16 protein-coding genes and 4 pseudogenes are annotated in these 19917 nt (G+C 57.3%); 6 read left to right on the top strand and 14 right to left on the bottom strand.

Annotated elements, in window-relative coordinates; translation table 11 throughout:
• Positions 1 to 66: 66 nt before the first annotated feature.
• Both HFP57_RS08645 and HFP57_RS08640 read left to right on the top strand, forming a co-directional pair.
• Entirely contained in the window at positions 67 to 1308 is a 1242-nt protein-coding gene (locus tag HFP57_RS08645) for a threonine ammonia-lyase (RefSeq protein WP_176869399.1), read from the top strand.
• Between the two features lie 109 nt (positions 1309 to 1417).
• The gene (locus HFP57_RS08640; RefSeq protein ID WP_176869398.1) at positions 1418 to 2899 is read left to right on the top strand and encodes a metallophosphoesterase family protein; all 1482 of its coding nucleotides are present in this window, start codon (positions 1418 to 1420) and stop codon (positions 2897 to 2899) included.
• A gap of 6 nt (positions 2900 to 2905) precedes the next feature.
• Here HFP57_RS08640 and HFP57_RS08635 read toward each other — a convergent pair whose 3' ends face one another.
• From HFP57_RS08635 to HFP57_RS08620, 4 genes are read right to left on the bottom strand one after another with little or no spacing between them, the layout of a single operon-like run.
• On the bottom strand, positions 2906 to 3646 hold the full coding sequence (locus tag HFP57_RS08635) for a glycosyltransferase (RefSeq protein ID WP_176869397.1): 741 nt from the start codon (positions 3644 to 3646) through the stop codon (positions 2906 to 2908).
• Complete coding sequence (locus tag HFP57_RS08630) at positions 3643 to 4227, bottom strand: TIGR04282 family arsenosugar biosynthesis glycosyltransferase (protein WP_176869396.1); 585 nt, start codon at positions 4225 to 4227, stop codon at positions 3643 to 3645. The genes HFP57_RS08635 and HFP57_RS08630 overlap by 4 nt, the downstream gene beginning before the upstream one ends.
• Before the next feature lie 10 nt (positions 4228 to 4237).
• Positions 4238 to 4720, bottom strand: a complete 483-nt coding sequence (locus HFP57_RS08625) for a TspO/MBR family protein (RefSeq protein ID WP_176869395.1) — start codon at positions 4718 to 4720, stop codon at positions 4238 to 4240.
• Positions 4721 to 4769: 49 nt separating this feature from the next.
• On the bottom strand, positions 4770 to 6425 hold the full coding sequence (locus tag HFP57_RS08620) for an AbgT family transporter (protein ID WP_176869394.1): 1656 nt from the start codon (positions 6423 to 6425) through the stop codon (positions 4770 to 4772).
• 296 nt (positions 6426 to 6721) lie between these two features.
• Between HFP57_RS08620 and HFP57_RS08615 the strand changes: the two genes are divergently transcribed.
• On the top strand, positions 6722 to 7873 hold the full coding sequence (locus HFP57_RS08615; protein WP_176869393.1) for a tyrosine-type recombinase/integrase: 1152 nt from the start codon (positions 6722 to 6724) through the stop codon (positions 7871 to 7873).
• 55 nt (positions 7874 to 7928) lie between these two features.
• On the opposite strand, the gene HFP57_RS08610 is transcribed toward HFP57_RS08615, so the two are convergent.
• The 3 genes and pseudogenes from HFP57_RS08610 to HFP57_RS08595 all read right to left on the bottom strand — a co-directional run bounded on the left by HFP57_RS08610 (position 7929) and on the right by HFP57_RS08595 (position 10002).
• Positions 7929 to 8147: a helix-turn-helix transcriptional regulator gene (locus HFP57_RS08610; protein WP_176869392.1), complete on the bottom strand. Its 219-nt coding sequence runs from the start codon at positions 8145 to 8147 to the stop codon at positions 7929 to 7931.
• 280 nt (positions 8148 to 8427) lie between these two features.
• Positions 8428 to 9143: pseudogene (locus HFP57_RS18025) on the bottom strand (transposase).
• A gap of 98 nt (positions 9144 to 9241) precedes the next feature.
• A protein-coding gene (locus tag HFP57_RS08595; RefSeq protein WP_176869391.1) for an IS5 family transposase occupies positions 9242 to 10002 on the bottom strand; the annotation gives its coding sequence in 2 pieces (ribosomal slippage) (positions 9242 to 9684 and positions 9684 to 10002; 762 coding nt in all).
• A gap of 185 nt (positions 10003 to 10187) precedes the next feature.
• On the opposite strand from HFP57_RS08595, the gene HFP57_RS08590 reads away from it, so the two are divergent.
• The 3 genes from HFP57_RS08590 to HFP57_RS08580 are packed head-to-tail and all read left to right on the top strand — an operon-like array spanning position 10188 to position 13877.
• The gene (locus HFP57_RS08590; RefSeq protein ID WP_176869390.1) at positions 10188 to 12467 is read left to right on the top strand and encodes a TonB-dependent receptor; all 2280 of its coding nucleotides are present in this window, start codon (positions 10188 to 10190) and stop codon (positions 12465 to 12467) included.
• A gap of 30 nt (positions 12468 to 12497) precedes the next feature.
• Positions 12498 to 13469 (top strand): phytanoyl-CoA dioxygenase family protein, encoded by a 972-nt coding sequence (locus HFP57_RS08585; protein WP_176869389.1) that lies wholly within the window; start codon positions 12498 to 12500, stop codon positions 13467 to 13469.
• Positions 13470 to 13877: an EthD family reductase gene (locus tag HFP57_RS08580; protein ID WP_176869388.1), complete on the top strand. Its 408-nt coding sequence runs from the start codon at positions 13470 to 13472 to the stop codon at positions 13875 to 13877.
• Positions 13878 to 13887: 10 nt separating this feature from the next.
• Here HFP57_RS08580 and HFP57_RS08575 read toward each other — a convergent pair.
• The 7 genes and pseudogenes from HFP57_RS08575 to HFP57_RS08540 all read right to left on the bottom strand — a co-directional run bounded on the left by HFP57_RS08575 (position 13888) and on the right by HFP57_RS08540 (position 19917).
• Positions 13888 to 14621 (bottom strand): annotated as a pseudogene (locus HFP57_RS08575) (IS5 family transposase).
• A 118-nt stretch (positions 14622 to 14739) separates the two neighbouring features.
• Positions 14740 to 15310, bottom strand: a pseudogene (locus HFP57_RS18020) (transposase); the annotation flags it as partial.
• A 328-nt stretch (positions 15311 to 15638) separates the two neighbouring features.
• A pseudogene (locus HFP57_RS08560) lies at positions 15639 to 15936 on the bottom strand (2Fe-2S iron-sulfur cluster-binding family protein); the annotation flags it as partial.
• A gap of 16 nt (positions 15937 to 15952) precedes the next feature.
• Positions 15953 to 17062 carry an S-(hydroxymethyl)glutathione dehydrogenase/class III alcohol dehydrogenase gene (locus HFP57_RS08555; protein WP_176869384.1) on the bottom strand — a complete coding sequence of 370 codons (1110 nt, stop codon included), beginning with the start codon at positions 17060 to 17062 and terminating at the stop codon, positions 15953 to 15955.
• A 282-nt stretch (positions 17063 to 17344) separates the two neighbouring features.
• Entirely contained in the window at positions 17345 to 17833 is a 489-nt protein-coding gene (locus HFP57_RS08550) for an MDR/zinc-dependent alcohol dehydrogenase-like family protein (RefSeq protein ID WP_176869383.1), read from the bottom strand.
• A gap of 283 nt (positions 17834 to 18116) precedes the next feature.
• A complete protein-coding gene (locus tag HFP57_RS08545; RefSeq protein WP_246263668.1) occupies positions 18117 to 19238 on the bottom strand; it encodes a maleylacetate reductase in 1122 nt (373 codons plus the stop codon).
• Positions 19192 to 19917 (bottom strand): dienelactone hydrolase family protein, encoded by a 726-nt coding sequence (locus tag HFP57_RS08540; RefSeq protein ID WP_176869382.1) that lies wholly within the window; start codon positions 19915 to 19917, stop codon positions 19192 to 19194. Before HFP57_RS08540 ends, HFP57_RS08545 begins: the two co-directional genes overlap by 47 nt.

The following is a 19917-nucleotide window of genomic DNA, read 5'->3' as shown; positions in this document are numbered from 1 at the left end:
TCGTGCCGAGCGCGATCCATAGGATGTGTTTGCCGGAGACGCCAGATAGGCTAGGGCGGGCGGATTATGGCGACAGCAGCGAAACCCGACCGCGATTCGACCGTCACTCTGGAGAGCGTGCGCGCCGCGCATGAGCGGATCGCCGATTCGATCATCCGCACGCCGACGCTGAAAAGCAAGACGCTGTCGGAGATGACGGGCGCCAATGTCTGGCTGAAATTCGAAAATCTCCAGTTCACCGCCTCGTTCAAGGAACGCGGCGCGCTGAACAAGCTGCTCCAGCTGTCCGACAGCGAGCGCAAGCGCGGCGTGATCGCCGCCTCGGCCGGCAACCATGCGCAGGGCGTCGCCTATCATGGCGCGCGGCTCGGTGTGCCGGTCACGATCGTGATGCCCCAACACACGCCGACGGTGAAGGTCCAGCAGACCGAAGGCCATGGCGCGACGGTCGTGCTGACTGGCGAGCGGTTCGACGATGCCCAAGCGCGCGCCTATGAAATGGCCGAGGAGCGCGGTCTCGTCTTCGTCCACCCGTTCGACGATGCCGATATCGCCTCGGGCCAGGGCACTGCGGCGATCGAGATGATCGAAGACGTGCCCGAAATCGATACGCTCTGCATACCGATCGGCGGCGGCGGGCTGATCTCCGGCATGGGCGTCGCGGCGAAGGCGATGAAGCCCAAGCTCGAACTGATCGGCGTGGAGGCGGAGCTCTATCCGTCGACCTATTCCAAGATGCGCGGGCTCAAACTGCCCTGCGAAGGCGATACGCTGGCCGAGGGTATTGCGGTCAAGGAACCGGGCGCGCTGACACTGGAGATCATTCGCGAGGTCGTCGACGATATAGTATTGGTCGGCGAGCGCGATCTCGAACGCGCGGTTTCGCTGCTGCTGCAGATCGAAAAGACCGTGGTCGAGGGCGCGGGGGCCGCCGGGCTCGCCGCGATGCTCGACCATCCGGCCAAGTTCAAGGACAGGAATGTCGGCCTCATCCTGTGCGGCGGCAATATCGACACGCGGCTGCTCGCCAATGTCCTGCTCCGCGATCTGGCGCGCGATGGTCGGCTGGCCCGGCTGCGCATCCGGCTGCAGGACCGCCCCGGTGCGCTCTACAAGGTCGTGCGCGTGTTCGACCAGGAACAGGTCAACATCATCGAGGTCTATCATCAGCGGATTTTCACGACCCTCCCCGCCAAGGGTCTGATCACCGATATCGAATGCGAGACCCGCGATCGCGCGCATCTCGACCGGCTCATCGCAGCGCTGGAAAAAGAGGGCTACGAGGTCAAGCCCGTCGAACTGGCCTGATAGCCTACGAGGGTTGTCCGGCGGCCCGTCGATAGAACCGACCCGGACCAGTCGGATTCTCGGGACAGCGGAAACTGTGATAAGTTGTTCTCCGGAAAAGGGGACTCACATGGCTACGCAACCCGATCCGGAAAAGGAACGCGCCCAACTCGAACAGTTCAAGGCCAAGCTCGATCTCGAGGGCGATAATCCGCTCGACGATTTCTTTCACTATCTCGTCGAGAGCGAGGACCAGGCGCTGGCGCTGATCTATTATGTCGATCATCCGCATGAACCACCGCCCAAGGTGCCTTCCGAGGGCAATATAGAATTCGGCTTCATACTCTACTGGATCCACTATCCGCCCGCGAAAGTGCAGGGCTGGCTCAACGACCACCCGTTTCTCGACGGCGTTTTCAAGACGCTGCAGGATCTTGCGCCGCCGACTCACATAACGACGGCGCAATATGACGCTCTTGTCGCCAAGATCGAAACGACCGCCGTGTCGTGGGATGACGGCACGCTGATCGGCACAGGGAAATATGAGCAGCTCGACGAGGGCTGGATTCTCGCGGCGATCAACTATGCCGCCAATATCGTCATCGGCGGCATCGTCTCGCCCTTTCCATGTGCACCGATCAGCGCGGTGCCGATGACGCGCAAGGACGGGGATGGCGCGAAGGATCCGGTGATCGGCATCATCGGCGATTGGGGCACCGGCTATTATTCCGAACCCGATGGCGGCAATTGTCCGGCCAAGCGGGTGCTCGAGGACGTTACCGGCCAGCCGATCGACTATCTGATGCATCTGGGCGACGTCTATTATGCCGGGACCGACTGGCGGCCGTTGCCGGGAGAGGAATATCTGAACTTCAAGACGCTATGGCCCGATCAGGGAACCGGGCGGAACTTCACGCTCAATTCCAATCACGAGATGTACGGCGCCGCGAGCGGCTATTTCGATGTCGCGCTCGAAAAAGGCGGCCCTTTCGCTCACCAAAACGGGCTGAGCTTCTTCGCGCTCGAATATCATGACTGGCTCCTGCTCGGCCTCGATTCGGGCTATTTCTCCGATCAGGAAAACGGCCGGAAATTCTATATGGACGGTGCGATCGGTACGGCGACGCATCGCGAACAGATCGACCAGATACGATCCGTCTGCTCCGGTCATCAGGGCCCCGTCATGGTGATGACGCACCACAATCCCTGCAATAGTTTTACCGCGAACACCAACATCCTGTTCAAACAGGTCGGCCAGGCGATCGGCGCCGTCGGGCCGGCCGTCTGGTATTGGGGCCATGTCCATAACGGCATCGTCTACGAGCAGCTCAAGATCGGCGACTCTATTCCCTATGTGCCGACCAAGGGACGGTGCTGCGGCCACGGGGCGATCCCGTTCGGCAATGGCTGGGGTTTCGAGCGGAACAGCAACATCGCCTATTATGCGCATACGCATGACGACGAGTTTCCGGCCGACAGCCCTCGGGTGAAGAATGGCTATGCGCTCGTGACGCTCCACCGGGATGGCGGGTTCAGCGAAAGTCTTTACGAGGTCGGAAATAGCACGCCGGTCTTCCAGAAGAGCTGGACAGCGGGCGATCTGGGCTTCTAGACGCCGCTACCGGACATCGGGATACCATCGGTCGAGCCCTTTTTTCCGCCCGAACGCCCAGTTCATGCCACACTTCATATAGATCCAGTTCGCCTTGAGCGGGCCCCATTCGGCGACTCGCCGGTCGGACGTCCGCACGATGCGCGGGACGAGTTTGACGCTGCCGATGCGGCAGAGCCTCAGGCACAGATCGACATCCTCCATGATATTCATGTCGGGATCGCAGCCGCCGACATATTCGAAATCGGCGCGGCGAAAGAACATCGCATGATCGCCGAACAGCAGCCGTAGCCCCCGAACGAACAGATGCGGGCGCAGCAGGATCGGGCCGTAATAGGTCTTGGCCCAGTTATGAAGGCTCGTGCCCCAGCGCGTCTTCGTGCCGGTCAGCAAGGGCGTGAAACCGCCGAGCGCCCGCCCGGGCTTGGCGAGCGTCCGCTCAACAAGGGCAAGCGCATCCGGCGGCAGCTCGGTATCGGCGTGGAGGACGCAGATAAGCGGTGCACTGCTTTCCGCGACGCCGCGATTGATCTGCACGGCCCGGCCTTTCCGGCCATGCTCGACGACGTGGAAACCGGCCTCGCGGGCGATCGCGCCCGAACGGTCGCGGCTGCCGCCATCGACGGCGATCACCTCGGCGGGCTGCGGATCGAGCGCGGCGATATTGGCGATGACGCCGGGCAGCGCCGCCTCCTCGTCCAGCATCGGAATGACGAGTGCGACTTCGCTGCGGGCCCGGGCGCTCATGGGGTGAGCCAGGGCCAGCGACCGAGATCGCCAGGCCGATCGCAATCCGACAGCGTCTCGAGCGAGGCCGGTGCGATCTCGCGCTTGCTCAGCCGGGCGAGCGTTTCGGGTAGCACGGCATCGGTACCCCAGGCCATATCCTCGAACAGCCAGTCATGCCGGGCGGCGAGGCCGATCAGCCAATAGCCGCCATCTTCGGCCGGGCCGATCACGACCTGATTGTCGTCGAGCGCTGTCGCCGCCTGTTGGAGATGTTCGCGACGCAGATCGGGGCAGTCCGCGCCGACGAAGATCACCGGCGGCTTGCCGATCGCGGCCCGCAGCCGGTCTCCCAGATCGCCGCCGCCTTGTTCGACATAGGCGAGATCGGCGCCCAGCCAGTCCGCGAAATCGCTCCGCCGCGCGCCGGTGAACCATATCTCGATCGGCAGCCCGCTCTCGCGCATCACATCCACCGTCCGCTCGGCGAGGCGTTTGTGCACGGCGGCGGCTCCATCCGCCCCGATCGCGGGAATCAGCCGGGTCTTTGCCCGTCCCGGATCCGGATAGCGGGTAAGCAGCACGAGGCGGGGCGCGGACACGTCCGGTGTCTCAGATGCGGGCGGACGAGAAGGGCCGGTTCAGCTGGACGATCTTCCAGTTGAGCAGGATCGCGAAGCTGACCCAGAGCAGATAGGGCGCGATCAGCCAGCTCGCCGTCATCGAATAAGGCGCCAGGCCGATCGCAAGCGACAGGACCGAACCCCAAAGGAAAAAGGCCTCGATCAGTGACCAGTCCGGGCGCCGCGCGATGAAGAACAAGGGGCTCCAGAGCAGATGGAGCAGGAAATTCACGCCGAACAATATGAGTATCCGCTGCTGGTCGGCCGCGGTCGATGCAGCTTCCCAGGCGATGACCCCCGCCCAGCCCGCCAGGCCGAGGATGATCGTCCAGGCGGGGCCGAACAGCCAGTCCGGCGGGTTCCAGCTCGGTTTGTTCAGGCCGCGATACCAAGGGCCGATCCTGGTCAGCGCGCCGCCGGCCGCCAGCAATATGACGACCGCTCCCACGGCCACCGCTATGGTCATGTTCATCGGGCGACCATAGCAGGTTCCGGCAGCCGGTGGCCACGCCCGCCCAGGTTCAAGGCGCGACGGGCAATTCGGTGAATACCTCGGCACCGGGACCGAGCGGTATGCCGAGCGCGACCCAGCCGAACACCAGTATGATTCCGGCCGCCATCATCCAGATCGAATAGGGGAGCATCGTCGCGGCGAGGCTGCCCAGCCCGAAATCCTTCTGCCAGCGCTGGCAGAAGATCAGGATCAGCGGGAAATAGACCATCAGCGGAGTGATGATATTGGTGGCGCTGTCACCGACCCTGTACGCCGCCGTCGTCATTTCGGGGCTGATACCGAGCAGCATCAGCATCGGGACGAGCACGGGCGCGACCAGCGCCCATTTCGCGCTCGCCGAGCCGACGAACAGATTGAGCAGGCCGACAAAGACGACGATCAGCGCGAGCAGCAGCGGCGCGGGCAGGGCCAGCGCCTGCAAGCCTGCTGCGCCCTTCACGGCGAGAATGAGGCCCATGTTCGACCAGGCGAACATCGCGACGAAATGCGCGGCCGCGAACGCCAGCACCAAATAATAGGCGAGATCGGCCATCGATTCGGACATCATCTTCACCAGGTCCCGATGATCCCCGATCGTGCCCGCCGCGCGGCCGTAGGCCCAGCCCGTGGCGAGGAAGAGGATGAAAAAGGCGGCGACGAGCGAGCGATAGAAGGGCGACATCTGCGCTTCGGCCGGCGCGCTCTCGTCGATCAGCGGGGTGCCCGGCCCGAGCGTGAAGAACAGCCACAGGCCAATCACCGCAAGGGCCGCCAATCCGGCGTTGCGCAGGCCCTTTTTTTGTTCGGGTGCGATCGGAGCGTCGGGATCGGGCATCGCGTCGATATCGGGTTCGCCGCCGCCGAGCATGGCGGGATCGCCGTCGGTACTGGCCGATGCACCTCCGCCAGCCGCAACGGCCGCACTGCCCTGCGGTGTGTAGGATCCGAGGCGCGGCTCGATGATCCGGTCTGTGACAAACCAGATGACCGGCAGGAAGATCACGGTCATCACCATGATGAAATACCAGTTGCCCGCGATATTGGCTTCCCATCCTACAAATACCGTCTCGACCGCGGCTTGGGTGATGCCGAACAGCAGCGCGTCGAGCTGTCCGGGCAGGAGATTGGCGGAGAAACCGCCGGATACGCCGGCAAATGCGGCGGCGATACCGGCGATCGGATGGCGTCCCGCCGCGGCGTAGATGACGCCGGCCAGCGGGATCAGCACGACATAGGCGGCGTCGGCCGCGAGATTGCCGAGCATCGCTACCAACGCGACGATGGGAGTCAGCAGCATGGTCGGGGCATTGCGGACGCCCGCGCGCATCGCGGTGCCGAACAGGCCGGAGCGTTCGGCGACGCCCGCGCCGAGCATCACGACCAGCACATAGCCGAGCGGATGGAAGTGGGTGAAGGTGGCGGGCATGTCGACCCAGAGCCGCTGGATATTGGCCGCGGAGAGCAGACTTTCGGCGGAGATGATCGTCGCCGTGCCGGTCGCTTCGTCGATCTCGGTCGGATGGTCGGCCGACCATCCGGTCAGCGCCGCAACGACGCTGAGCACGATGAGGATCGCGATCAGGTAGAAAAAGATGAACACCGGGTCGGGCAGCCTGTTTCCGGTCCGCTCGATCCACGCCAATATGCCCCGGCGCTCTTCGGTTGTTGCCGTCACGTCGCTCATCGCTCCCCGCCCTTGCGCAAACAAAGGCGTCACTATCCGCGAGAATGCGATAGAGTTCAATCGCCTGATTGCGATTGCCCGACGCTATCGGGCCCGCACTCCAGAATTTCGGAAAAAGCGCTGGTGACCCCTACGGGAACATAACCTGTATTCCATGCATGTTCATTATATGCCGTGATACCTAATAAAGCTTGGTGTTCGGATGATATCCATTCCAGTCTATTTCAGTCCATCGCTTCAAATCCCATACATTATGTGGTAACGGATGTGGTATCCAATTCGCAGGAACAGAACCTATGTCCCTGACTGCATTGAAGGTGAAGACCGCGCCGCCCGGCCGTCACGGCGACGGCCGGGGACTGTATCTTGTGGTCAAAGACAGCGGCACCCGGTCCTGGGTGCTGCGCATACAGCATCGGGGTCGGCGCCGCGATCTGGGTCTCGGGCCCTTTCCAGATGTCTCGCTCGCTGAGGCGCGGATCGGCGCGATGGAGTTGCGCAAACAGGTGCGCGCCGGTCTCGATCCGGTGGCCGAGCGCCGCCGGGGCAATATGGTCATACCAAGTTTCGAGACGGCGGCCCGGGCCTGTTATGATGCCTTGAAGGAGGGTTGGAAGAACCGGCGTCATGCGTCCTGGATCGCGAGCTTGGAAAACCATGTCTTTCCGGCGATCGGAACGCTGCCGGTCGATGAAGTGGACAGCGCTGTCGTGCGCGATGTGCTGGAGCCGATCTGGCTGACCATTCCCGATACCGCGCGGCGGATATTGCAGCGGATCGGCGCGGTGCTCGACTTTGCCCATATCCGCGGCTGGCTGCCGAACGAAGTATCGCTACGCTCGGTCCGCAAGGGTCTACCGCGCCAGACAGCGACGACCAACCATCTGGCGGCGATGCACTATAATGAAGTACCGGCCTTTATGGCGAAGCTTACAGACTTGCCGCCGACCGTCGGCCGCGATGCTCTACGGTTGACGATCTTGACGGCCGTGCGATCGAACGAGACGCGCTTGGCAACCTGGCCCGAGTTCGATCTGCGCAAGGCGTTATGGACCATTCCCGGTGCGCGGATGAAGATGAACGAGCCGCATATCGTGCCGCTGTCGCGGCCAGCGATCGTCCTGCTCAGGCGAGTGAAGAGGGAGCGCAGCGGCCATGGCGATCTGGTCTTCTCGGTATCGAGCGACAAGCCGATCAGCGATATGACGATGATCAAGGTGTTGCGCGACATGGATATCGAACAGGTGACGGTGCACGGGTTCAGGAGCAGTTTTACCGACTGGGTGGCCGAAGAAACGGATACTCCCAAGGAGGTCGCGGACAAGGCGCTGGCGCACAAGATCCCAAACCGGGTCGAGGCGGCCTATCGCCGTACCGACTTTCTGGCCAAACGGCGCAAGCTGATGGCGGCCTGGGCGGCCTATTGCGGTGCGGCGGCAAAAGCGTAGGCGGCAGACGGTTTTTAACTCAGCGCCGTATCAACGGCAGTGCAGCCAGTGCGGTTTATTGCCGCAGTTCAGTCTCGACTTCCTCGCAGTGATAGGCGGGCGGATCGGCGATCCAGCGGTTGATCTCGGACTCGCGCCAGCCCGAGCAATAGTCGCTGATCTTAACCTGACGTGGAAAGGTGCCCTCCTTCATCTTGCGGTAGAGGGTCGAGCGGCTGAGGCCTGAGCGGTGGAGCACGGTTCGGATGCGGAGGATTTTGTCGGGATCGATCATCGCAATACTCGATTATGAAGTAACAAGGGATGGCATAGCTTCCTATGCGCAAAGCCCCGTAGCAAGAGGGATCGGTGGAGATGCGGCGTAAAGGCGGTAAATACTGGCGAACGGCGGGTATTTGCGGCGAAAGGCGAACCGATCGCATAGGCAGCGGCCAATGCTAGCCATTCCTACAAATTGGCTCAATCCAGTCGATAGGAGCATCTGGAAGCATGCGGTCCGCTTGCGATCAGCAGCCGGGTTACAATGGACAAGGCGCGCAGGTTCGCCCTCGTGTTCAGGCCGGTGCGGGACTCGACATGGGGATCATCTTGGCCATTTTACGGAGGTTTTGTTCTGCGACGGCGAGGTGGAACTCATCTTTTTGCACCATTGGGACCGCGCAGGCGCAAGCGGTCCAGTTTGAGGATGCGTTTGAGGTGGGCGAATAGCACCTCGACCTTCTTTCTATGTCGCCGTGAGACGAGACGGGCATCGGTGGTGGCGATATCGCGCGCCAAGTCGCGAGCACCATCGTGGATCGAGTGGGTGACCTTGCGTGCGGGCATGTTGGGCGTGCATCGCTCCCGGTGCGCGCAAACCTGGCAGTCCAGCTGGCTGCGCCCGGTAGCGGATGGAGACGTCCTTGTTGATGCCGGTCCTGGGTTTCTTGAAGTTGCGATTGGACTGGCGCAGGCGGATAGCACCAGCTGAACAATGGTGCGCCCGGATTATTGTGCTGTCGATCATCTGCAAACTGGGGTTACCGCCCCCGCTGTCGTTGAATGCTTCGAGCAGCAGTTCCCATAATCTGGACAGCGTCCAGGGCCGAAACTGGCGGTAAACCGATGACCATTTGCCGAAATGCTCATGCAGATCTCGCCACGCAACACCGGTTCGTGCAATCCAGAAAATACTATCAAGAACAAGGCGGTGATCCCTTGGGCGGCGACCGCTGCGCGGACCCCGTTCGATCACAAACGGTTCCAGACACGCCCATTCCTCGTCACTCATCAAATCTCGGATCACGGCAGCCTCCTGCAAAAGCCACCTTGAATCAGAAACTACGCCGCTTGGGAATCCCCTTTGTCAACACATCCTAGGCTCAGGACTCATTGATTGAGCCAGAAGATGACGGTTGCGGCGATGCATATGGCGGAGGAGAAGGTGTGGGCGCAGCGATCATAGCGGGTGTGGATGCGTCGCCAGTCCTTGAGTTTGCCGAACATGTTCTCGACCTTGTGCCGTTGGCGATAGAGTGCGGTATCATGCGGGATATGGACTTTGCGATTGGACTTTGAGGGGATGCAGGCGGCAATGCCGCGCTCGGCCAGGGCGGCACGCAGCCAGTCGGCGTCATAGCCTTTGTCGCCGAGCAGGACCTTGGCTTTGGGGAAGGCGCCGATCATCAGCGCCGCGCCTTTGTAGTCGCTCATCTGCCCTTCGCTCAGGAGCATGATGAGCGGCCTGCCTTTGTGATCGCACACCGCGTGGAGTTTGGAGTTCAGGCCGCCTTTGGTGCGTCCGATACGTCGGGGAACTGCCCCTTTTTTAACAGGCTTGCCGCCGTGCGGTGCGCCTTGAGATGAGTGGCGTCGATCATCAGTTGATCCGGCTCGCCGCCCTTTGCCGCCAATGCCGAGAATATCTTGTCGAACACGCCCATGCGGCTCCAGCGGACAAATCGGTTGTAGATCGTCTTGTGCGGGCCATATTCGGCAGGCGCATCGCGCCAGCGCAGACCATTGCGGATCACAAAGATGATACCGCTGACAATCCGCCGGTCATCGACCCGCGGAACTCCGTGCGATAGCGGAAAATATGGCTCGATCCTGCGCATCTGCGCCTGCGACAACCAGAACAAGTCACTCATGACAGCACCTCCTCAGCGCCGCCATTGAATCAACATCCCCATCAATCCGCAAGCAATTTAATAGGTCCTGAGCCTAGAGCCATAAATAGATGCGCCCAAAGGCTACCTCCATCTATTTGCTGCTATCGAATTCATTTGAGTGCATGCGAACTAGCAACGTAAGGACACAGATAGGGCGGAGCAAAATGATTAACAAAAGCAAGGAGCGGAAAGCAATTCCACTTCGATTATTGTATAGCGGATCTGTAATTTTGGCAGCAGTAACGCCAGCAGCAGCTCTGGCCCAATCCGAAACACTGGCGAATGAACAAGAAAGTGTTGGCATTGCCCCGATTATCGTGACCGCAGAACGCCGAGAAACGGCACTTCAAGATACGCCGATTTCGATATCCGCGTTTTCAGTGGATGATTTACAGTCACGCCAAATTAATTCCCTGAGTGATTTTGGCACGTCCGTGCCCAATTTGTCATTTCACAATGCAAACAGCAATTCCGGCAGCAGTAACGTAGCCAGCGCGTATATCCGGGGCATAGGGCAATCTAACATAATTATTAATACTGATCCAGGCGTAGGAATATATGTTGATGGAGTCTATCTCTCAAAGACGCTGGGTTCAGTTTTAGATGTATTTGATTTAGAGAGAGTTGAGGTTTTACGCGGCCCGCAAGGAACACTCTTCGGCCGCAACACTATTGGCGGCGCTATCAATATAACTACACGAAGGCCTGGGGGCAGTCGGCGCGCCGCGATGGAAATCGGTTTGGGCATTACTCAAGATGAGGTGTTGTATCGTGGACGAGCCAGTTTCGACATGCCTCTTGCGGACAGCGTTTCCTTGGGAGGTGCATTCTATGTAGCTCAGCAGGACGGTTGGATGGAAACTCCATTCAATGACCATCCGCTAGGAGACACAAATAGACTTGCAGGCAGGTTCCAATTGGCAATTGATCCCGTCGAAAACTTGACAATCGATCTGTCGTTCGATGCAAGTCGCACGCGAGAAAACGGAGCTCCCGTTTCTATCGTACGTGTTGATGACTCGAGTGGCTTTATCGCGTTTTTAAATAACAGCTCTGTTGGTTCTCCGTGCTTTCCGCCTCCAGCTAGTTCATCTGATGCCAGGTGTTTTAGTGACCGTTGGGTTAGCGGCCGAAATATAAACTTTGAAAACGATCGTTCGTTTAGCCACGCAGATGGATGGGGCGTCGGCGCGAATATTCATTGGCAAGGCAACGACATATCTATTCGCTCGATAACGGCTTTTCGATCGGTCGATGCAAGATATGGAAAAGGTTTGGATGGATCCCCTCTCCCTTTATTGAATTACCGTAGCGACTATGACTTAGATCAGTTCTCCCAGGAATTACAGTTGGGTGGTACCTTATTCGACTCAGTGGACTATGTACTCGGTGCGTATTACGGCCACGAAACAGGAGGTGAAGACTACCCTCTTGAACTTTACGTGAACGACGTTCTCAGCGGTGGGCGGATTTCCAACGATAACTGGGCGCTATACGGTCAAGCAACGTGGAACATTATTGGCGGTCTAGATCTAGTTGGTGGGTTACGATACACCGAAGAAACAAAGCGCTTCACGCCCAATCAGGTCGTGACTGGTCCAGGCGTAATTGGGCTCCTCCCAGTCGGAACACCTATTCTTCCTTCTGGTGAGGCAACCCTTTCGATATCGGAAATATCGCCTTTAATTGGGCTATCTTATGAGTGGTCCGATGAGGTCATGACTTACATTCGCTATTCAGAGGGTTTCAAGAGTGGCGGATTTACTCAAACGGTGTTTCCGCCTTTATCATTCATTCCCAGTTTCCGGCCCGAATTTGTTAGCGTTTATGAGGCCGGCATCAAGACGGAATCGTTTGATCGTCGATTGATTATCAACGCAGCGATCTTTCAAACCGATTATGAAGACGTCCAAGTTTTGGTATTTCAGGGAATTGCGCCTACAACTAGCAATGCTGCTGCGGCGCGCATTAGAGGCGCGGAACTCGAAGCGTCGGCCCTAATTGACCGTAACCTACGAGTTTCAGCTGGCATAGGTTATCTCGATGCCGGATTCATCGAGGTTGGACCTGACGCTTCCGAAATCACTATTGATGCGCAACTTCAGAATGCCCCTGAGTGGTCAATAAATGCGGCAGTGGATTACACTTATGACCGCCTTAGCTGGGCCGATATACGATTTCACGCCGATTGGAATTACACAAGTACTGTGTTCAATGATGCCAGAAATACACCCGAGATAATGCAGCCAGGGTATTCAATAGTAAATGCAGGAGTAACTATTAGTTCGAAAGATGAAGATCTAGAGATTGTGTTCGGTGTTACTAACATATTTGACACACAGTATTTCATTAGTGGCTACAACCATTTAGAATTTATCGGATATGTAGAGGCCGCTTGGGGAGAGCCGAGAACTGCAACAATGACAGTCAGGACTAGATTTTGACCCAATTCTAATGCGTACTGAGAGGTAAATATGAATAGCAGTCTTCTTCGAACCATTTCTCAAGCCGAAATACGGGCATTCAACAAAGATGGGGTCGTGTGGCTCCGGGCAATCGTTGACCCTGTGTGGGCGGCTCGGCTTTCATCCGTAATTGATGAGGAGAATGAAAATCCATCAGGATTGACATTGAACCTGACGGAGCTTGGGCAATCCGCAAATGGCATTGAGAATCTATCTGGAGCGTCTGCAGATTTTGAAGAGATGAGGTTAAAGGCAGGCACGGAATTTGCCAACTCCAGCAGAATTCGTGAAACTGTGCTATATGACGATGGTATCGGCGCGGACGGCAACGGCCACTTTACGTCAACCTATGAAAAATGGAGATGTAATCCGTTTCTAAACGAGTTGTGTACTAAATCCCCCCTAGTTGAAGTGGCGCATATTTTGCTGCAGTCGGAAGAAGTCTTTTTGTATGGCGACCAAATCATAACCAAACCTCCTCTAACGAGGGAAAAAACAGCTTGGCACCAAGACCAATCGTTTGATCACATAAGCGGCGACCAAGTGCTCGCGATAAGAATGCCATGCGACTCAGAGGACGAGGAAGTAGGGACAGTCAAGTATTTGCGAGGCTCGCACCACCCTGAAGTAATATATAAGGTACCTTATTTTATTAGTGATGCGTACACGCCAGGCGATACTGGCGCAGATATTCCCAACATAGCTAACAATGAATCAGATTTTGACATTGTTCAGTTCAAGCCAAGCCCTGGAGACCTCGTTGTGCACCACAACCGAACGTTGCATGGAGCTGGTGGAAACCGATCGAAGACAAGAACTAGGAGGGCGATAACAGTCCGATATGCAGGCGATGATGTAAGATTCAAGTTTCGTCAGTTTGCACCTCCGCAAGAGACAGGCGCTAAGCTTAGGGACGGGGACAGACTCAGCGTCGACCCGACTCTTTATCCTAAAGTATGGCCGCGCAATGGCGTAGTATGAATGCAGGCTCACACCTTGATCAGCCAGACAGTTATTAGAGCGATAAACCCAGAGGCCGATATGTACAAAATGCATGTAATTTACCCGAAATCCGAGCGCGGTTTCTTCGACTGGGGCCACTATATAAAAGTGCACGTACCAATGTCGATCAAAGCACTCAATAGGTTTACTCAATTCAATCGGCTTTCAATAAGTAAGCCGGTTCCAGGGGATACATCTGAAGCTTTTCATTGTATCGGAACAGTTTACTTTGATAATGCAGATCAACTTGAGGGTTTTTATAAGCTCAGGGATAGTGAATATATGAAAAAAGTCGCAGATGATATATCCAATTATACAGATTGTGATCCAATATTCTTCATCACGAGCACATCTGACTTTTTGCCCGAATCTTTTGAGTCGGCATAGGTAATATTTGCTAGGCGGCGTGGACAAATTTGAGCCAGTATCTTGCTGAAGCGATATGTACCATTGAGAGGAAGCTTTCGGCGAGTTGATCGTAGCGTGTTGCGATTGCCCGGTTGATTTTCAGGCGTCCGAAGAAGCGTTCGATTTGGTTGCGCTGCTTGTAGAGTTCGCGATCATAGTCGATCTTGATCCGGCGGTTTGACCGCCCGGGAATGACGGCCTGTATATTGCGACTAGCAAGGTCGGTGCGGATGGCATCGGCATCGTATCCCTTGTCAGCCAGGAATGCTTCCGGTGGCTGCTCCGGCATGGCGATCAGGGTGTCATAGGCCTTGCAATCGGCCGCTTCGCCCTCTGTCAGGTGGAAGGCGAGCGGGCGCCGTCGTCGATCAACCAGACAGTGAAGTTTACTGGTGAACCCACCCCGCGAGCGGCCAAGAGCTCTTCGACGAGCCCCCCTTTTCCGCCCGCCGCCGAGACATGGGCGCGAACCGTGGTGCTATCGATGCTGTAATGGCCGTTGTCCGCCATGATCTCGGCCAGTGTGACGGACACTGCCTCCCAGACCCCGGCCTCGCTCCATCGCCTGAACCGCCGATAGATCGTGTTCCAGTTGCCGTACTTGGGCGGAACATCGCGCCAGGGCGTCCCGCAGCGAAGCCGCCAGAGTATCCCGTTGATGATAGCCCGGTTCTGTTCAGGCCGCCTGCCTCGCCCTCGCCTCGATCCATCAATCGGTAGCAAGTCCCTCAAAACACGCCATTCTTACTCTGTAAGATCGCCCCGGCTCAAGCCTGCCTCCAAAAGCCAGCCTTGAATCAAGCGATCACCCCAACGTCAACAAATTTGTCCACGCCGCCTAGAGGCTCCAGACTTCGTTGGGCCGGCTCGGCTGACAGCGTGCCTGCCGATGGGCGATCATCTTGCGCCGACGCGGCCTTTGGCCCGCAGGGCCAAGCGTTCCTCACGATACAGCCGGTAGACGACATGACGGCCTACCTCCCAGCCTTCGCGCTTCAGCATCACATGGATGCGCCGATAGCCGTATCGGATCCGCGTCGCCACGATCTCGTGCATACGCCGGCGCAGTTCGGTCCGTGGATCGCGCGTGCTCGGTTTGCGCTGCGTCGAGCGATGTTGCCGCGTCACCTGGCAGGCCCGGCGCTCGCTGTAGCCGTGTGAAGACACGACATAGGCTACAACCTCCTTCATGAACATTGGCCGGGGAACTTTTTTGACAGCACGTCCTGCAGAACCGCCTTGTCGAGGCTCAACTCCGCAACCAGCTTCTTGAGCCGCGCATTCTCTTCCGTCACCTGCTTCAACTCGCGGACCTGATCCGATTCCAGTCCGCCATATTGCCGCTTCCAGCGATAGAATGTCTGCTCGATAATGCCGACCTGGCGGATCAGATCCGCCACCGGCAGGCCCAGCTCGGCCTACTTCAGAACCGCTACAATCTGTTCGGTTGAAAATCTCTTTCTCTTCATCGACGTATCTCCTCACACAAGAAAATCCGCCGGAAATACTAACCTTGTAACCGGACCACTTTCACCATGTCACGTCACCCTTTAAACTATCACCGGCAGCTGCCGCTCAATTGCCCAATTGACCTCTGCGCGAGTACCTGCACCGCATCGATCCCAGCCACGTCAGCGAACAGCCCGAGTGAGCCTTTGGGCGCCTGTTGCAGCAATGTGATCGCCGCCCACCCCCTCTACATTTTCCGCACTGATAGTGCCTAATCCTAAGGGGTGATTTCACACGCAAACCGTCCAGCGTATCGTCAAATACGAGCTGGCAAGCTAAGGCGGGATGTTGCGTTGCGATGGTCGGAACTGTTGAGAAGGTCGTTCTCGTCCTCGGTTATAGCGGGCAGGCGGTCTGACCAGCTTTCGTCGACATACACATAGCGCGTCGCGCAACTGTAACAACCGCCGCAAAGAGCAAGCAGTTCATCAAATCCGCTGTCGCGTATGATTTCCATGATCGTAAGGCCGGCTTCGGCCTCGACAACCGATTGTTCGCCGTCTCGACTTACCACCGTTAACTGGGGCATCTGTTTGTTCCTTAACTTAGTAAACGACTACGCTGCGGATACTCTCACCCGCATGCATCAGATCGAAGCCTTTATTGATGTCTTCGAGACTCAGCCTGTGGGTGATCATCGGATCGATCTCGATCTTGCCGTTCATATACCAGTCGACGATCTTGGGCACATCGGTGCGTCCTTTGGCGCCGCCAAACGCCGTACCTTTCCAGACCCTCCCGGTGACCAGCTGAAACGGGCGGGTGGCGATTTCCTTACCAGCTTCCGCCACGCCGATGATGATGCTTTCGCCCCAACCGCGATGGCAGGCTTCAAGCGCGGTGCGCATCACATCGGTGTTGCCCGTGCAATCGAAGGTATAGTCCGCGCCGCCATCGGTCAGCTCGACGAGATGCTGCACGATATCGCCATCCACCTTGGTTGGATTGACGAAGTGCGTCATGCCGAACTTGCGGCCCCATTCTTCACGGTCGTTGTTGATGTCCACGCCTATTATCTTGTCCGCGCCGACCATGCGCGCGCCCTGAAGTACGTTGAGGCCGATGCCGCCAAGCCCGAAAACGATAACGTTGGCACCCGGTTCCACCTTCGCTGTGTTGGTCACCGCACCGACGCCCGTGGTCACACCGCAGCCGATGTAACAGCTGCTCTCAAAAGGCGTGTCATCGCGAATCTTGGCGACGGCGATTTCGGGAAGAACTGTAAAATTCGAAAAGGTCGAGCAGCCCATATAATGGAAGATCGTCTCGTCCTTGTAACTGAACCGGCTGGTGCCGTCGGGCATCAAACCCTGGCCCTGGGTCGCGCGGATCGCGTTGCACAGATTGGTCCTGCCGGAAAGGCAGCTCTTACACTGGCGGCATTCGGGCGTGTAGAGCGGGATGACATGGTCACCGGGCTTCACGCTGGCGACGCCGGCTCCAACTTCGCGGACGATTCCAGCGCCCTCATGGCCGAGCACCGATGGAAACAGCCCCTCGCTGTCCAGCCCGTCAAGCGTATAGGCGTCGGTATGGCAAATGCCCGTCGCCATGATCTCAACCAGCACCTCGCCAGCTTTGGGACCTTCAAGGTCCAACTCGATTATTTCGAGCGGTTTCTTCGCTTCAAAGGCAACGGCGGCACGGGTTTTCATCTAGAATCTCCAGTTGGGTCTTTCAAAATAACTCTGCTAACGTCCCGAGTGGTCGTTCCACGATCTGCACGCTGTCTGCACCTTCCCATTGCGCAGTGGTTCATGCTGCCAGCGGCGGGCGTTCGCCTAAGAGCACGCTAGGGTGCTGCGCACCCACAGTGATCGCCATTCTTACATCTTGGTGTGTTTTGACTGTGTCATCGAACTGTTTGGACTCATGTGTGCCCACTATCGAGATGGTTTCTTTGCACGTAGCCCAAGAATTCACACTTAGAGCAAGCATCACCCATCAATTTCTCCATGCAACCGTACGATCCTTCGGAGCTCGGGTGATGGAGGAAAATACTGCACGATTGCATCTAAACAAGCGCCCCATCCATCTCGTATTTCGGACAATTCAATTAGTTTTTTCTCATCCCCGTCCTTAACGCGCAAAACTATTTCGGGATCGCGTACCGTCGCCCATTCTTGCAATCCAAACCATCCAAATATCCGACTACCTACATCAAATAATGGATTCTGGCTTTTGACGACTTCGCATATGGCCAGTGCGCGTACCACCTCATCTACCAAGAAATAAGCTGAATGCGGCTCAAATTTGTCGACTGAATCGGAAAACGCACTCTCGACAAAAAGATAGAGGTTTCGGACGAGAATTTCATTTTGTCCGGGTTCCTGGACCGACCGGATCGCCATTTCGAAACTGTCCGGCTGCTCTCCTCTTTTTGGTAATGATTTTAACTTCAAGCTACGGCTACTGGGAAGAAACATAATGTCATGTGCTCATCAAAAATTTATCGGGCAAACGCGTTATCGACTTTCTCAGAAGTCATCTTGCCTCGCGCTGCCCAGAATGGTGACCATTACCGTCGGAACCTTACTTTCTTACCCGGTGGACCACGCTAAGGAGGCACGTCATTGAGAAAAGCAGGCGCTACAATTGTTTTAACGTACAGTGAAATCGCGCAAAGGATGATTTCGAGCGAAAAGCGATGTCGAAAAAAATTAACTGCATGGCATGGTAGTATCCTGTGTCTGATTGGACGGCTCCGAATTAATGCGATGATGCTTTCGACGACGGTCCAGGTGGTTCGCCGTTGACTGCCATTTTAAAAAGCGTCCGGAGAGCAGAGGCTTCGAGCTCGGCGGGATTAGAATAGGGGTTCGCTAAAGCCATTCTTACTGCTTGGTCTATATCGACTTCCCGCATATTCAAATCTGCAAGTGTTTCGTTGATTTCGAGAGAGCGATTGAGATCGAATAGACCTCGCGCAATATCGCCAGCGAATACATTTTCCAGCGGCGCAAGCGCGGCCCTCGCTGCATTGCTATTATACGCTATCGTGTATGGGAGCATGATGCTATGCACCGCAGCATGGGGCAAATCGAACGTTCCTCCCAATATGTGGCAGAGCTTGTGGTGTAGCGACATGCTGACCATTCCGAGTACGCCGGCGGCGAGATGCGATCCGAGAAATGCTTGTGAGCGGGCGGAAAGGTCGTTTCGATCGTTCGCTATCGCGGGCAAAGCGGTTTTGAGCAATCTTATCGCTTCTAACCCCATTACGGTGCTCACCGGGTTGGCATCATGCGCATAGAGCCCTTCCACCGCATGCGCGATGGCATTTATGCCGCTGCGTACGCTTATTGCGACCGGCAAAGACAATGTTAGCTCGACATCATAGATCACGGTTTCCGGCTGGATCGACGGCGAACGTCTGGTGCGCTTTTCGCCGTCGTCCGTCTCACCGAGAATATCGGTCATTTCCGATCCGGCATAGGTCGTGGGCAAAATGAGCTGAGGAAGATCAGTGCGCGCGGCCAGGGCCTTGGACAAGCCGATCGCCGAGCCGCCGCCAATCGCAACGAGCCCGTCGCAGCCGTGGCGATCAAGCTCCGCATGCGCCGCGTCGGTGACCACGACCGGCGTATGCATCCGTGCTTGGGCATGGAGCACGGCATTGTCCAATCCTGCCTCGTCGATAAATTGCCTGGCGGTATCGCTCTGCTCGGTACTGGCGACCACGAAGGGCCGCCTAATATCGAGATCGCGAAGTTCCCCGTCCGCTTCGTTTCGTGCACCGCGCCCGAAGATGACACGCGTCGGGAGGGCGCGATAGCTGAAAGCATCAGGCGCGGCGATAGTTCGATTCCTGCGGCTTGAGTTCAGCCTCACATAGACCAAGGGCCTGACGCGCAACGGTTCTCGCAGCGGGATCTACGCCGTCCAGATCGGCGAGGAAGCCATGGCCAGACTCATCGAAAACGGTAAGATCAATCGCGTGGTTGTTCTCGGCGATAGTTTTGAGCCGTGCGACATTTTCAGGCCCGACCGACGAATCCAGACCACCCATCAACATAACATGACGTTTGCTGATATCCGGAAGATAGTCGAACGGAGCAGGGAGCGGATCCTGATTATCCATGCCCTGCGGAAAGCCATACAATCCGACGAGCGTGCCGGGAAAATCCCGCCGTGCGAGTTCGAAGACGTAGAAGCCGCCGAGACAGAAACCGATCACCGCATTGACATTTTCCGCATTGGAGAAAGCCAGAAAATTGTCGATGAATTCGGCATCGCGAAGCTTGTGCCGCCGCTCAAAAGCCGCTTCGCGGCTGATCTCGGGCAATTCGCCCAGCCCGTCGAAAGGATCCACGAGAAATGTTCGCATATCCATTTTAGCGAGATAGGTGGCAAAACCTCTGTAGAAAGGATTGCAGCCATAAATATCGGGAAGGACGGCAACCCGTCTGGATGCGGCATCATCGCCATAGCCATGGGCCATAACCGCCCCTTTAATTGGGGTGGAGGCGGCAATCGGCGGGAAATAGGCGCAGGCGGCTCCATGACACAT

Source organism: Parasphingopyxis algicola (assembly GCF_013378075.1).
Taxonomy (GTDB): domain Bacteria; phylum Pseudomonadota; class Alphaproteobacteria; order Sphingomonadales; family Sphingomonadaceae; genus Parasphingopyxis; species Parasphingopyxis algicola.
This window is presented reverse-complemented; position numbering and strand designations above follow the sequence as displayed.

Excerpts from the sequence above, each read along its gene's own strand:
- HFP57_RS08625 (WP_176869395.1), bottom strand. The coding sequence starts at position 4,720 with ATGAACATGACCATAGCGGTGGCCGTGGGAGCGGTCGTCATATTGCTG.
- HFP57_RS08635 (WP_176869397.1), bottom strand. The coding sequence starts at position 3,646 with ATGAGCGCCCGGGCCCGCAGCGAAGTCGCACTCGTCATTCCGATGCTG.
- HFP57_RS08640 (WP_176869398.1), top strand. The coding sequence starts at position 1,418 with ATGGCTACGCAACCCGATCCGGAAAAGGAACGCGCCCAACTCGAACAG.
- HFP57_RS08590 (WP_176869390.1), top strand. The coding sequence starts at position 10,188 with ATGATTAACAAAAGCAAGGAGCGGAAAGCAATTCCACTTCGATTATTG.
- HFP57_RS08620 (WP_176869394.1), bottom strand. The coding sequence starts at position 6,425 with ATGAGCGACGTGACGGCAACAACCGAAGAGCGCCGGGGCATATTGGCG.
- HFP57_RS08580 (WP_176869388.1), top strand. The coding sequence starts at position 13,470 with ATGCAGGCTCACACCTTGATCAGCCAGACAGTTATTAGAGCGATAAAC.
- HFP57_RS08610 (WP_176869392.1), bottom strand. The coding sequence starts at position 8,147 with ATGATCGATCCCGACAAAATCCTCCGCATCCGAACCGTGCTCCACCGC.
- HFP57_RS08645 (WP_176869399.1), top strand. The coding sequence starts at position 67 with ATGGCGACAGCAGCGAAACCCGACCGCGATTCGACCGTCACTCTGGAG.
- HFP57_RS08615 (WP_176869393.1), top strand. The coding sequence starts at position 6,722 with ATGTCCCTGACTGCATTGAAGGTGAAGACCGCGCCGCCCGGCCGTCAC.
- HFP57_RS08555 (WP_176869384.1), bottom strand. The coding sequence starts at position 17,062 with ATGAAAACCCGTGCCGCCGTTGCCTTTGAAGCGAAGAAACCGCTCGAA.
- HFP57_RS08585 (WP_176869389.1), top strand. The coding sequence starts at position 12,498 with ATGAATAGCAGTCTTCTTCGAACCATTTCTCAAGCCGAAATACGGGCA.
- HFP57_RS08540 (WP_176869382.1), bottom strand. The coding sequence starts at position 19,917 with ATGTGTCATGGAGCCGCCTGCGCCTATTTCCCGCCGATTGCCGCCTCC.
- HFP57_RS08550 (WP_176869383.1), bottom strand. The coding sequence starts at position 17,833 with ATGTTTCTTCCCAGTAGCCGTAGCTTGAAGTTAAAATCATTACCAAAA.